Source organism: Georgenia faecalis (assembly GCF_003710105.1).
Taxonomy (GTDB): domain Bacteria; phylum Actinomycetota; class Actinomycetes; order Actinomycetales; family Actinomycetaceae; genus Georgenia_A; species Georgenia_A faecalis.
This window is the reverse complement of sequence record NZ_CP033325.1, coordinates 1336865-1349462: the sequence shown is the minus strand read 5'-3', so window position 1 is coordinate 1349462 and position 12598 is coordinate 1336865. Positions and strand designations below refer to the sequence as shown.

The 12598-nt window shown below is 73.3% G+C and carries 13 protein-coding genes; 4 read left to right on the top strand and 9 right to left on the bottom strand.

The annotated features are described in order from the left end of the window. Positions 1-52: 52 nt before the first annotated feature. The 4 genes from EBO36_RS05770 to EBO36_RS05750 all read right to left on the bottom strand — a co-directional run bounded on the left by EBO36_RS05770 (position 53) and on the right by EBO36_RS05750 (position 2843). On the bottom strand, positions 53-547 hold the full coding sequence (locus tag EBO36_RS05770) for a metallophosphoesterase family protein (protein ID WP_122825479.1): 495 nt from the start codon (positions 545-547) through the stop codon (positions 53-55). Positions 548-714: 167 nt separating this feature from the next. Continuing rightward, on the bottom strand, positions 715-1350 hold the full coding sequence (locus EBO36_RS05765; RefSeq protein ID WP_164471365.1) for a PKD domain-containing protein: 636 nt from the start codon (positions 1348-1350) through the stop codon (positions 715-717). A gap of 275 nt (positions 1351-1625) precedes the next feature. Then, positions 1626-2057, bottom strand: coding sequence for a DUF6318 family protein (locus EBO36_RS05760; RefSeq protein ID WP_164471364.1), 432 nt, complete (start codon positions 2055-2057; stop codon positions 1626-1628). Positions 2058-2516: 459 nt separating this feature from the next. Next, positions 2517-2843 carry an ArsR/SmtB family transcription factor gene (locus tag EBO36_RS05750; RefSeq protein WP_122823768.1) on the bottom strand — a complete coding sequence of 109 codons (327 nt, stop codon included), beginning with the start codon at positions 2841-2843 and terminating at the stop codon, positions 2517-2519. 16 nt (positions 2844-2859) lie between these two features. Between EBO36_RS05750 and EBO36_RS05745 the strand changes: the two genes are divergently transcribed. Then, positions 2860-3336, top strand: coding sequence for an SRPBCC domain-containing protein (locus EBO36_RS05745; RefSeq protein ID WP_122823767.1), 477 nt, complete (start codon positions 2860-2862; stop codon positions 3334-3336). Positions 3337-3443: 107 nt separating this feature from the next. Beyond that, on the top strand, positions 3444-4094 hold the full coding sequence (locus tag EBO36_RS05740) for a DUF6226 family protein (RefSeq protein ID WP_122823766.1): 651 nt from the start codon (positions 3444-3446) through the stop codon (positions 4092-4094). 117 nt (positions 4095-4211) lie between these two features. Here EBO36_RS05740 and EBO36_RS15275 read toward each other — a convergent pair whose 3' ends face one another. Together EBO36_RS15275 and ligD are read right to left on the bottom strand one after the other, a co-directional pair. After that, complete coding sequence (locus EBO36_RS15275) at positions 4212-4886, bottom strand: DUF6318 family protein (protein WP_127572827.1); 675 nt, start codon at positions 4884-4886, stop codon at positions 4212-4214. Between the two features lie 458 nt (positions 4887-5344). Further along, the gene (ligD, locus tag EBO36_RS05730) at positions 5345-6409 is read right to left on the bottom strand and encodes a non-homologous end-joining DNA ligase (RefSeq protein WP_122823764.1); all 1065 of its coding nucleotides are present in this window, start codon (positions 6407-6409) and stop codon (positions 5345-5347) included. A gap of 190 nt (positions 6410-6599) precedes the next feature. On the opposite strand from ligD, the gene EBO36_RS05725 reads away from it, so the two are divergent. Next, positions 6600-7049: an ATP-binding protein gene (locus EBO36_RS05725; RefSeq protein WP_127572829.1), complete on the top strand. Its 450-nt coding sequence runs from the start codon at positions 6600-6602 to the stop codon at positions 7047-7049. A gap of 43 nt (positions 7050-7092) precedes the next feature. Here EBO36_RS05725 and EBO36_RS05720 read toward each other — a convergent pair whose 3' ends face one another. Together EBO36_RS05720 and EBO36_RS05715 are read right to left on the bottom strand one after the other, a co-directional pair. Continuing rightward, a complete protein-coding gene (locus EBO36_RS05720; protein WP_122823762.1) occupies positions 7093-9855 on the bottom strand; it encodes an ATP-binding protein in 2763 nt (920 codons plus the stop codon). A gap of 18 nt (positions 9856-9873) precedes the next feature. After that, on the bottom strand, positions 9874-10878 hold the full coding sequence (locus tag EBO36_RS05715; RefSeq protein ID WP_164471363.1) for a cyclic nucleotide-binding domain-containing protein: 1005 nt from the start codon (positions 10876-10878) through the stop codon (positions 9874-9876). 212 nt (positions 10879-11090) lie between these two features. Between EBO36_RS05715 and EBO36_RS15270 the strand changes: the two genes are divergently transcribed. After that, positions 11091-11240, top strand: a complete 150-nt coding sequence (locus EBO36_RS15270; protein WP_164471362.1) for a hypothetical protein — start codon at positions 11091-11093, stop codon at positions 11238-11240. Between the two features lie 22 nt (positions 11241-11262). Here EBO36_RS15270 and EBO36_RS05710 read toward each other — a convergent pair whose 3' ends face one another. Beyond that, positions 11263-12585, bottom strand: coding sequence for a bifunctional RNase H/acid phosphatase (locus EBO36_RS05710; RefSeq protein WP_122825478.1), 1323 nt, complete (start codon positions 12583-12585; stop codon positions 11263-11265). Between the last annotated feature and the right edge of the window lie 13 nt (positions 12586-12598).

Below are 12598 nucleotides of genomic sequence, written 5' to 3'. Positions count from 1 at the left end.
CCCGCGGAGGACCCGACGCACTGCCGCGGGAGAGGCGCAGCACCACCACCGGTCAGAGACGGTGAACGATGACGTCGAGGGCCCCGGCCGACACGTCGACCGTCATGTACGTGCAGTGCGGCTGACGACGGCGGTCCGTCGGCGAGCCCGGGTTGAGCAGGCGCATGCCCGCGGGGGTGACCGTGTCCCACGGGATGTGACTGTGGCCAAACACGAGGACGTCGACGTCGGGGAACTGGGCGTCCATGCGCTTCTCGCGTCCCTGGGCCGAGCCGGTCTCGTGGACGACGGCAATGCGGACGTCCTCGACCGTCGTACGGGCGATCTCGGGAAGGCGACGGCGGATCTCGGCGCCGTCGTTGTTGCCCCAGCAGGCGACGAGCCGGCGCGCGCGACTCTCCAGCTCGTCGACGAGGCGGACGTCCACCCAGTCGCCGGCATGGACGACCACGTCGGCCTCCTCGACGGCCGACCAAACCTGGTCGGGAAGGTTCTTGGCGCGCTTCGGCCAGTGGGTGTCGGCGAGAAGGACCAGTCGCGTGCTCACGGGCTGATCGTGCCGCACCGCTCGGACCCGCGTCGCTTCGCGCCCCTCCGCGCCGAGGAGCGCCACCTCTCGCGCCTCCGCAGACGATGGGCGCGCCGCCGCATTTCGCGCCCCTCCGCGCCGAGACGCGGCCTTCAATCCCGCGCCCTGCGGCGGTGGCAGCGGCGCTAGTTGTTGCGGACGAGGCGTGGCGTTGCTGTGACGACCTCGAAGGGGTCGCTGACCTCCTGCGTGACCGCCCGACCCGTTACCGGGATCCAGTCCGGCGAGCCCTCGACCAGGAACGCCCCTTCCCACTGCGTGGTCAACGTCAGCTGCGCATCACCAGCCACCGTGTAGGTGTGGGCCACGGTGTGGTCCGGCCACGGCGCGCCCGGGTCGGTCCCGACCAGCGGCGCCGACCCGTCCCCGAAGTCCCACGAGAACTCCACCGGCGCGACTCGCACCTGTACGGGTACCCCGAGCACCACCGTCTCCAGCGTGTGCTCCCGGGCTCCGGTCAGCGCGATCGTCTCCATGTTGACGAGCACCCAGCCCCGGTCCGGCTGCACCGTCAGACCCCCGGAGTCGATCGGTAGTGACTGCAGATCCTGCGCGGTGACGATCACAGGCTCGCCGGGAGGCAACGGAACCGGCTCCCCCGGCGCCGCGGGATCCGCGGGGGTGGCCCACTCGAACGACGGCGTGAGCTCCGTTCCGCCCACCAACGCGGGGACGTCGCAGGAAGAAATCCATTCCCGATCCCGGCCGTTGGTGAAGAGGATGAGCCAACAACGGTCAGCCACCGGGGGAATGGAGTCCATTCCAGGATTCGCTGTTGCGGGGAAATTAGGATTCTGAGGGGGATTGGGTTCACCCTGCCGGGGGTGGCGTGTGCTGGGGTTCAGTCTTTCAGCCAACGCTCCGACATCCACCTGCGCCGCTCCGTCGGCCTCAGCTCGGACCGTTGGCGCGGGTGCTGATGTGGGTGCTGGTGCGGGCGCCGATTCCGGGTCGAGCGCTGACGTCTGGACACTCAGCCCACTTGTCAGTGCCACGCCGAGCGCCCCGACGAATGCCAGTCGGGAGAATGGCCACATCATTCGATGTCCGTGTCTATCGCGAGGGTCGTGACAAGCCACTGGTCCGCTTCCCGCACCAGCGTTGGGACGTAGTAGGCGTCACCACCCATCGTGCTGCTCTGCACGGTGCCCGCCTCGGAGTACACGGCTGACGGAGCTTCCGTGACCCGCAGCGCCACGGCTACTCCCTCTACCCCTCCTTCCGGGTCCATGACCATGACCTCGTCGACCGTGATGCCCCCGCCGAGGCCGTACTCGCCGTCACGGTGCATCTGTTCGACGTTGTCAATGACGGTGAAGCAAAACTCGCACTCCTCGTGCGACATCTCCCGCCACTCCTCGAGGTCCCCGGTCGCGTACACGTAGGGGTACATCTCGATGAAGTACTGCGCGGCCGCCTTAGCACCGACGACGTCGTCACGGTCCATGGAGTCGGGGCGTTCCGGCATCGGCCAGTCCGTCGGCCCCGGCGCCGGCGTCCCCGATGGGGTCGCGCTGGGCGCCGTCGTCGGTTCGACGCTCGGCGACGGCCCAGGGGACGCTGACCCGCCGCAACCGGCGAGCACCGCGGACGCAGCGACGAGCCCCGCCACGGCGCGCATGCCACCCCGCATCCCCACCATGGCCAGACGCTAGAGCGGCGCCCAGTCGCCTGGGAAGGGCTTCGGCACAATCTGTGGACAATGCGACGAATGTCCACAGGAATCCGGTCGGGTTCGCGTACATGCGCCGCCAAAGCGTTTCCGCGGAAACGCATCGGATACGACCGTCGACGACGCGTTCCCGCGGGAACGTCTTAGCAGCCCCCGTCGACCAAGGCTGCTGGGAGAACCGATGCGGAGACCAGGCGTTTCCGATGGCACCGGCGACCGGAGCGAGCCCCCGACATCCGCGGCCGCGACACCGCTCTAGCGAGCGCCTGAGTCGAGGTCCGCGAGCAGCCCCACGGCCGCCCGGGTGTAGTCGCCGAGCCAGCGGTCGTAAATGCGCTTGATGGGCAGGGGCGCCAGCGCGAGGTGCCGCTCCCGGCCCACCTTCCGGCCGGTGACCAGTTCCGCGCGTTCGAGCACCCTCAAGTGCTGCAGGACCGTCGTCCGGTCGAGCTCGGCGAACTGGGCGCAGAGCTCCCCCGTGGTGCACGGTCGCGCCTTGATGACGTCGAGCATGCGGCGCCGGGTGCCGGACGCGAGCGCCTTGAAGACGTCGTCGTCGCTGTTGTCCCGCTCACCAGACATGTTGTAACTTTACAACATGTCCACTCCCCCGGAGCTCACCGAGCTGTCCTTCACCGTCTCGGGCCGCGTCGCCCGTCCCTGCGCCGAGGTGTACGAAGCGGTCGCCGACCCCGAGCAGCTGTCGCGCTACTTCACGACCGGCGGCGCCCGCGGCCGGCTCGAACCCGGCAACGACGTCACGTGGGACTTCCACGACTTCCCCGGAGCCTTCCCCGTCACGGTCGTCGAGGCCGATTCTCCGCGACGCCTCGTGATCCGGTGGGGCGGGGAGGCGACGACCGCCACCGACGGCACCACCACCACGACCTTCGAGTTCGAGCCCGTCGACGGCGACACGCGCACCCTGGTCACCATCACCGAGTCCTCGTGGCAGCCCACCGCCGACGGCGCCAAGCACGCCTTCGACAACTGCGAGGGGTGGTCGACCATGCTGGCCGCCCTCAAGGTCTGGGTCGAGCACGGCATCAACCTCCGTGACGGGTTCTACGTCTAGTCCGCATTGCTCACGTACTTCCGCTTTCTGCGAGCGACTGTTGACGGGCACCCCGCCCACGGTCGCGCGCGTTCCCAAGCACGGCGCGCCCCTGTGAGGATGAGTGCGTGACCCCCTACGCCCGGCCGCCGATCGAAGCGCCCGTCTTCCGCGACGCCGACGGGCAGGTCATCGACTATGGGAGTCGGTGGAGCGGCTCACCCCCGGAGGACACCTATTCGGTCGACACCCACCCCGAGCGTTTCGCGCCCATCCACACCATCGCCGACGCTCTTATCGCGTACCTGCGGAACACTTACGACGTCGGCGTCCAGGAGGATGAGGAAGTAGCGGCGGACCTCCTCCGCCCGATCTCCGACGTGGTGCGCGCGGTGCGGATCCGCCCGAACGACCCGGCCTGCGCGACGCTCACCTTCGTGTTCACCGCATACCCGGGCATCTCTCTGCACGCGGGTCTGCTGCATGACTTCCTTCACCCGATCTGCGGCTGCGACGCCTGTGACTCGAACTGGGACGTAGAAGCTGACGAGCTCGAGCAGCACGTGCTCGCGGTCGCCGCCGGACACTACCGGGAAACCATTGAACGGGGATTCCGCCCCTGGGTCGAGTACGCATTCACCTACCCTGACGGCGTCAGCACCGGACGGTCTCGCTCTCAAGAGTTTGCTGCGGAACGCCTCGACGCAGCCACACCTGTCCTGCGAAACCTTCCCAACGGGTGGGCCACCTGGCCCCTCGCCACTCCAACAAGCCGTTGATCAACACAACCGAGCGCGCGCCGACCGCGCCCGGCGTTTCTGCACGATCACCAGGGGTGAGGCAGACGCCGGGGTCTGAGACCGGCGTGCCCCATCGGCGCCGTCCCGCCACACCCCCTACCGCGACGGCGGGGGCGGTGACGGCGACGGCGCGTCCGACGGCCACTCCGGCACCTGCTCCGGGCCGCCATAGGCCACCTGATGCACCTGCCAGCCGGCATCACCCCACCGGAGCCTGAACTCCATGACGAGCAGCGGGACGGCGTCGGGAGGCGCCGGCTCGGTCAGCGGTGTCGGTTCGAGCTCCAACGTCACGGAGAAGTTGCCGTCCTCCGGCGGCGCGACCCAGACCTGGCGGACCTCCCGATCGTTCCAGTCATACTGGCCGGCCGCGTGCGCGTCGATCATTGCCTGCCGTTCACGCCCACACTGGGCGCAGTCCAGATGCACCATCGCGTCCCACGCCGCCAGGTTGCCGGTCGCTGTCCCGTAATGAAGCAGCGCGAAGAAGTACTGGGCCGCCGCCACCGACCCCGTCTGGTCCTGGAGGTCCATCTCCGCCGGGCGCTCCGGCGCAGGAACGTTCGGCGGCGGAGGCGGCGGTGAGCTCGGCACCGGCGGCGCGGGGGTCGCCGTCCCGAGCGGCTCCACGCTCGTCACAGTCTCGGTGGATGCGGCCTTGGCGGACGGCGAACCGGACGCCTTGCCGTCGCCACTTGCCCCGCACCCCGCGAGCGCCAACCCTGCCGCGAGAATCCCCACCGCCACCCGAACACCACTGTTCGCCGCCATGGCACGACGCTAGAGGGGCCCGCCCGTGCGCAGGCGGCCGGGGGCTCCGATCTGTGGACAACCGCTTCCTGCCATCGCTTGTGGAGGCGCGCCGCCACGGAGACGCCTCCACGCCGGTCGACGGCCGCGCCACGGTCGCTCGTCCCCGCCGAGACCGTCAACCCACGCCGATTCCACTCGCCAGAACCATCGAACTCGGCATGAATCAGCGAACTCGAGCAGTGCACCAGCGCCGAGTTCGCCATTCCGTGCCGAGTTCGCTACGCAGAACTAGCGAACTCGGCATGAACTAGCGAACTGGGCGGGGACTATCGAACTCGGCAGGGCACCACCCGGGGGCTCCGCGCGCCGTGCTCAACGCCCGCCCCGCTCAAGCTCCCAGCTACGCGCGCCCCGCCGGTTCGCGCGCCCCGCCCAACGCCCGCCCCGCTCAAGCCCCCGCCCAACACAAGCCCCGCTCAGCGCTTGCGGTCGCGGTCCTTGCTCGGCTGCACGCGCTTGGGCTCGCCCGGCATCTTCGGGTAGTCCGGCGGGTAGGGCAGGTCCCCGTGGCCGTGGTCGCGCTCGTCGCGCTCGGCCATCTCCAGCAGCGCCTCGATGCCGTACCGCTGCGAGTTCGCGCCGGCGAAGAGGTCACCGACCTCCGCGAGCCGCCCCGGGACGGTGAGGACGTCGAAGTCGTTCGGCGCCACGTCCGGGATCTCCTCCCACCGCAGCGGCGCCGAGACCGTGGCGCGCTTGTTCGGCCGGATGGAGTACGCCGAGGCGATGGTGCGGTCTCGCGCCATCTGGTTGTAGTCGATGAAGATCTTCTCGCCGCGCTCCTCCTTCCACCAGTTCATCGTCACCAGGTCGGGCACCCGCCGCTCGATCTCCCGGCCGAAGGCGATCGCCGCCCGGCGTGCGTCGACGAAGTCCCACTTCGGCTGGATGGGGACGAAGATGTGCAGCCCGCGCCCGCCCGAGGTCTTGGGGAAGCCCTCCATGCCGAGCTCCTCGAGGAGGGCTCGGACCTCCGGCGCCACCCGGGCGGCGTCGTCGTAGTCGGTGCCCGGCTGGGGGTCGAGGTCGATGCGGATCTGGTCCGGCTTGTCGACGTCGGCGCGCACCACGGGCCACGGGTGGAACGTCAGCGTGCCCATGTGGGCCGCCCAGACGACGACGGCGAGCTCCGTCGGCGCGATCTCGTCCGCCGACCGGCCGCTGGGGAACGTGATGTGCGCCGTCTCGACGTAGTCCGGCGCCCCCTTGGGCACCCGCTTCTGGAAGAACGCGTCACCCTCGCTGTCGGTGCGGGTCGCCATCTTCGCCCCCTCGAAGACGCCCTTCGGCCACCGCTCGAGCGTCGTCGGCCGGTCCCGCAGCGCGTTGAGGATGCCCTCCCCGACGGCGACGTAGTACTCGGCGACGTCGAGCTTCGTCAGGCCCCGCTCGGGGAAGATCACCCGCTCGGGGCTGGACACCCGCACGGTGCGCCCCGCGACGTCGATCTCGACGGCGGAGCTCTTCGACTTCTCGGCCATGACGGCACCCTCCTGTGGACCCGCTGCTCCGCCCGAGCGTAGGCCCGGATTGCCCGGCCGGCCGCCGATCGCGCCGGGCGCGCCGACCCCGCGCCAGCCGGGCCACCCATGATCGATCCGGTGACCGCCGACACCCGCCAGCCCGCGCTCCCCGGGTGCGAGCCTCCCGGAAACCCACCAGAGTAGGCGCGTGGCCGATCAACCTGAGCGTCCGCAGCTCCGCCTCCTCGACGGGGGGCGCAGCGCGACCGACCCGCCCGTGGCACTGGACCACCTGGAGCTCCCGACGGAGCGATCCGCCCCCCGCACAGCGCGGCGTTGGGCGGCGCTCGTGGCCGCCCGGCACGGCATCACGGGGTTCGAGAACCAGACCGTCGAGCTGCTCACCGGCGAGCTCGTCGGCCTCGCCGTCCTCAACAGCGCCCCCGGCACCGCGGTCCGGCTCGAGGTGCTCACGACGGCCGGCGTCGTCGAGGTGAGCGCCCATCACGCGCCCGGTGACGCGCACGACCCGCCGTCGCCCCTGGAGGCCGAGGAGTGGGGAACGGCGCTCCTGCGTGCCCTCTCGACGGACTGCGGCATCGAGGAGTCCGACGGCGGCTGCCGCACCTCGTGGTTCCAGCTCGCGGTCCCGGGCTAGAGCCCCACCGGGCCCGCCCGGCCCCGCTCGCGGCCAGACCCGCCTAGGCCCCCGCCCCGTCCAGCGCCTCGCGCAGGGCGTCCGCGACCCCCAGCTCCGTCCCGGCCGCCACCTGGTCCACCCACGACGTCCCGTCGGTCCCCCGCCGCGCGCCGTCGAGGACCGTGCGCAGCCATGCCGCGTCCGGCTCGGGCATGGGGAGCTCGGCGTCCTCGCGGATCCGTTGCGCCGCGCCGAGCAGGCGCGCGGACCGGGCCAGGTCGCCCCGGAGCGCGCGGACGACGCAGAACAGCTCGATGACGTCGACCGTGAGCTCGGTGTCGCCCATGGCCGCCGCTGCCGGGCCGTGACGCGCGAGGTGCTCCTCCGCCTCGTCGAGGCGGCCCGCGCGCAGCAGCACCCCACCGATGTTCACGTGGTCGGCCGCCATCCCCCACGCGTCACCGAGCTCGGTGTCGACGGCGAGCACCTCACGCAACCGCACGATCCCGCCGTCGTAGTCCCCGGCGTCGATGTCGAGCGCCGCCAGGTTCGACAGGGCGTTGGCCTGCCGGCCCGGCTCCCCGGCCTCCTGCGCCCGCGCGAGGCTCTCCTCGAGCAGCTCGCGCGCCCGAGCGCCGTCGCCGAGGGCGCGGTGGGCCAGGGCGAGGCTGTTGAGCTCCCCGGCCACGGCGCCCGGCTCACCCGCGCGCCGCCAGAAGTCGAGGCAGGTCTCGAGCAGGTCGCGCGCCTGCTCGGCCGAGCCCTTGGCGAGCAGGAGCACGGCGAGGCCGTGCAGGGCGCCGACCAGCTCGCGGCTCTCCTGGCCGGCACCGGCGTCGATGGCCAGCCGCAGCCACGCGCGACCCTCGCCGTGGTAGCCGCACGCGTACCAGAACCACCCCAGCTGCTGGCACAGCCTCAGGCCGGCGGCCAGGTCCGGCGCCGGCCGCTGCGGGCGGTCCCCGTCCGCCGCTCCGAGCGACCACCGCAGGGCGGCACGGATGTTCTCGAGGTCGGCCTCGAGCCGGTCGCGCGCCCACAGGTGCTGGGCGCTGCGCAGCCGGGGGCTCACGCGCTCGACGACGCCGAGGTAGTGCGCGACGTGCCGCCGGTGGGTCGCGTCGGCGTCTCCCCCGGCCTCGAGCACCTCCCGGGCGAAGGCCGCGATGGTGCGCATCATCCGCAGCCGCGGCTCACCGTCCGGGCCCTCCCGGGCCATGAGGAGGTTGGCGTCGACCAGGGCGCCCACGAGGTCCAGGGGGTCCCACGCCGCGCCGCCGCCGCCGGCCACCCCGCCGTCGACCACCCCGCCGTCTGCGGTCCCAGCGCCGGCCACCCCGCCGTCGGTGATCCCAGCGTCGACCACCCCGTCGGCGGCCGCCCCGCCGGGCCGGACGACGGCGGCCACCGCATCGAGACCGAACCCGCCCTCGAAGACCCCGAGCTGGGCGAACGCCGACCTCAGCTCCGGCCCGAGCAGCTCGTAGCTCCAGGCGATCGCCGCCCGCAGCGTGCGCTGGCGCGAGGGCCGGTCGACGTCGGCGCTGGCGACGCTCAGCGCGCCGTCGAGGCGCGCGCGCAACGCGCGCGGCCCGAGGAGCGTCGACCGGGCGGCGACGAGCTCGATGGCGAGCGGCAGCCCGTCCAGGCGCTGGCAGATAGCCGCGACGTCCTCGACGTTGTCCACGGTGAGGGCGAACCCCGGCCGGACCAGGCGGGCGCGCTCGACGAACAGCTCGACGGCGCTCGACGCCGCGGCGTCCCCCAGCCCCGCACCCGGCGCCGGCACGGCCAGCGGCCCCACGCGGTGCTCGACCTCCCCGTGGACGTGCAGCGGGCGGCGACTCGTCGCGAGGACGTGGACGCGCGGCGCCGTGTCGGTGAGCTCGGCGACGGCGGCGGGTGCGGCCGCGAGCTGCTCGACGTTGTCGAGGACGAGGAGCAGCTCGCGCCGGGCGAGCCACGCGAGGAGCGTGGGCGGGGAGCGGTTCTCACCCGTGGCCCCGAGCACCTCCGCGATCGTCGTCCACAGCGCCTCCCGTGAGCGGACGCTCGCCAGGGGGACGAAGTAGACCCCGTCGGCGAACCGGTCGGCGAGCACCGCCGCCGCCGCCACGGCCAGGCGGGTCTTGCCCACCCCGCCGGGGCCGGTGAGGGTGAGCACCTGGGTCCGGACGGCGAGGGCGGCCGTCTCGGCGACCTCGAACGACCGGCCGACGAGCGAGGTCCGGAACGGCGGCAGGCTCGCCCGCGCGCCGAGCCCGGTGATGGGCGGGAACCGCTCCTCGAGGCCCGCGCCGGCGAGCTGGTAGAGGTGCTCGGCGTCGGGGATGTCCTTGAGCCGGTGGACACCGAGGTCGACGTAGCGCAGGCCCGGCAGGTGCTGGCGGCTGGCGATGCGGTGGGTCGCCGCGCTGAGGAGCACCTGGCCGCCGTGCGCGCTGGCCGCCACCCGCGCCGCGAGATGGACGTCCATGCCGATGTAGCCGTCCTCGTGGCGGGTCGGCTCACCGGTGTGCATCCCCATCCGCACGCGCACGGGCAGGCCGCGGGGCCACCGGGCGGTGCCGAGCGCGCGCTGGGCCTCGTACGCCGCTCGGACGGCGGCACCCGCCGAGGTGAAGACGACGAAGAAGCTGTCGCCCTCGGTGCCCAGCTCGTGCCCGCCCCAGCGGGCGAACGCGTCACGGTGGATGGCGCGCTGCGTCGTGAGGACCTCGGCGTACTCCGGCCCGAGCGTGCGCAGGAGCCGGGTGGATCCCTCGATGTCGGTGAAGAGCAGCGTCAGCGTGCCCTGCGGGAGGTCGTCCGCCGTGCCGCTCACGTCCCGTTCACCCCCCGCTCACTCCTCCCGGCGGTGGAGGGCGGCCAGCGCGCGCAACCGCTCCACGTCGACCGCCTCGGCGGGCGCCACGGCAAGCCGGACCGGGGTCACGGCCGTGAGCGTCGACGTGCGCCGGCCGCCCTCGAGCACCGCCCGCTCCCCGAGCATGGCGCCCGGCCCGACGTCGGCGACCCGGGTCCCGTCGACGTCCACGGCGAGGATCCCGTCGAGGAGGAGGAAGAGCTCCGCGCCCGGCTCGCCCTGGCGGGTGACGACGTCGCCGGCCGGCACGGTGCGGATCTGCGGGGGTCGTTCGCCGCGCATGAGGTCGTGCGACATGCGACGTTCCAGCTCGCTCTCCGCGGCGACGACGAGGGCCGGCGCATCCTGCTCGCCCCACGGCGTGCGGGGGCCGAACGAGTGGTCCATCCACCCCTTCTGGTCGGTGAGGCCGCTCTTGAGCAGGAGGGCGCCGTCGGGGCCGTAGACCCAGTGGCGGGGGAACGCGCTCGCGCCGGGCAGGTCGACCTCCGCCGGCCGACCGGCCCGCAGGGTGAGGCGCAGGGTCGTCCACACGATCGGCGCCTGCCAGAGGACGAACGGGGGGTGGGGCACGGGCCGGGGCAGCGGCACGCCGGTGCGCCCGCCGACGGTCTGGCCGAAGGTGACGGCGTCGCCCGTGACGGCGGGCTCGGGGCGCAGGTCCGGCAAGGCGTAGCCGGCGAAGGTGGCCCCCACGCTCGCCACGCGCACGGTCGTCGCGCCCATGACCAGCCCCGAGTCCGCGGCGTACCCCCACTCCACGGGCCGCTCCTCGTCGAACTCCGCCCAGGCGTGCAGGACGTTGGCGAAGCGGAAGCGGTCGTCCGCGCGTAGGTGCGCGACGGCGTCCGCACCGACCACCCGGTCCACCGGCGGTTCGTCGTAGTGGGAGACGCCCAGCTCGAAGCTGGCCCGCAGCCAGCCGGAGACCGACTCCGAGGGAATCCAGGACAGCGACGTCGCGTACGCGTCGACCCGCATGGGCACCTCCTCGACCCGCGAGCGCGCCGGCGCCGGCTGCCCGCCCAGCGCCATTGAACACCCAGGACGGGCCGCGCCGGGAGGGGTTTTCGCCCGCCGTGATCGACGGAAGACGCATTCGCGTTGCCGAACCGCGGCCGCGGAGGCCGCGCGCGGTCTACCGTGAGCGCCACATCGGCCCGACGCCGGGCCGCCGGCCTGGAGGTGACGACATGCAGGTGACGTTCAGCTCGGAGGAGCCGCTCGAGCAGGTGCTCGCGGTCATCAGCTCGCTCTACGGCGTGAAGGTCACGGCAGCCGAGGACGCCGACGACGCCCCTGGCGCGGGCGAGCGCACGGTCAAGACCCGGCACCTCACGTAGGGGGCGGGCCCGCCGCCGGAGCTCAGGCCCCGAGCTCGGCCGGGCAGGCGACGACGGTGAGCTCGCCGACGCCACCGGGCCACAGGCGCAGCACGGTGACGGAGGCGGGTGGGACCCGGACGCTGTTCCACGCCGACGGGGGCATCGTCGCGACGATGCCGACGGCGGCCCGGATGACGACGGCGTGCGCGGCGACCACGACGGTCTCACCGGCGCGCTCGTGCGCCAGCGCCCGCAGCCGCGCCCCGACCCGCTCCCCCAGCTCGATCATCGACTCACCGCCCCCGGACGGTCGGACGCCGTCCTCGGTGGCCCAGCGCGCCAGCTCCCCGGGCCAGCGCTCCTCCATCTCCTCCACGGTGAGCCCCTCCCAGTCCCCGAACCGGCACTCGGCGAAGGCGTCGTCGAGGACGGGCGCGGGGAGCCGGAGGCGCCCGACGAGGATCGCGGCGGTGTCCTGCGTGCGGACCATGGGCGAGGCGATGACCGCCGTCGGCCGCGGCAGGTCGGTCCACAGGGTGTCGCCGAGGCCGGCGAGCAGGCCGGCAGCACGGGCGACCTGGGCCCGCCCGGCCTCGCTCAGCGGCGGACCGGGCCGGTCGCCGCCGGAGTAGCGCGCCGCCTCGGTCATCGTCGTGACGCCGTGCCGCACGAGGACCACGGTGACGGGCTCGCCGTCGGCCCGGCGGATCGGGATGCCACTGCCTTTGGGCCGCGGGGCCGCCTCCGGCGCGGTGGGCGCCGGGACCTCGGCCGGCGGGGCCACGTCGCCCGCCGCGCCGGGGTCGGCGGAGGCGGGGTCGGCGACGGGGTTGGCGACGACGGCGGCGGCTGGGGCGGTGGAGGCGGGGTCGGCGGCGGTCGGTTCGCCCGCGACCCGGACGTAGTCGTGCCGGATCTCCCCGCGGGAGTCCATGGCGGCGTTGGCCAGGGCGTCGGCGTCGCCGTTGAGCGCGCGCGGGACCCACATGTAGGTGACGCGCCGGGGGTCGAACGCCGCCCGCGCGTCGTCGGCGAGGCGCCGCATGTCCCCGTGCTTGATCTTCCAGCGCCCGGACATCTGCTCGACGACGAGCGTGGAGTCCATCCGGACCTCCACCTGCGCACCCGGGTCGATCGCCGCGGCGGCCCGCAGCCCCTCGATGAGCCCGGTGTACTCGGCGACGTTGTTCGAGCAGACGCCGAGGAAGCCGCCGCGCTCGGCGAGCACGCGCTCGCCCTCGCGGACGAGCGCGCCGTACCCGGCGGGGCCGGGGTTGCCCCGCGACCCGCCGTCGGCCTCGACGACGAGCCGGCGCGTGCTCGCGGGCGTCGCGGCCCGGCCGCCGCCCCCGAGCGCGACCAGGTCGCCCCCCTCC

Coding starts and splice junctions, on each gene's coding strand:
- EBO36_RS05765 (WP_164471365.1), bottom strand. CDS start 1,350: ATGGACTCCATTCCCCCGGTGGCTGACCGTTGTTGGCTCATCCTCTTC.
- EBO36_RS05760 (WP_164471364.1), bottom strand. CDS start 2,057: ATGCCGGAACGCCCCGACTCCATGGACCGTGACGACGTCGTCGGTGCT.
- EBO36_RS05750 (WP_122823768.1), bottom strand. CDS start 2,843: ATGTCTGGTGAGCGGGACAACAGCGACGACGACGTCTTCAAGGCGCTC.
- EBO36_RS05745 (WP_122823767.1), top strand. CDS start 2,860: ATGTCCACTCCCCCGGAGCTCACCGAGCTGTCCTTCACCGTCTCGGGC.
- EBO36_RS15275 (WP_127572827.1), bottom strand. CDS start 4,886: ATGGCGGCGAACAGTGGTGTTCGGGTGGCGGTGGGGATTCTCGCGGCA.
- ligD (WP_122823764.1), bottom strand. CDS start 6,409: ATGGCCGAGAAGTCGAAGAGCTCCGCCGTCGAGATCGACGTCGCGGGG.
- EBO36_RS05715 (WP_164471363.1), bottom strand. CDS start 10,878: ATGCGGGTCGACGCGTACGCGACGTCGCTGTCCTGGATTCCCTCGGAG.
- EBO36_RS15270 (WP_164471362.1), top strand. CDS start 11,091: ATGCAGGTGACGTTCAGCTCGGAGGAGCCGCTCGAGCAGGTGCTCGCG.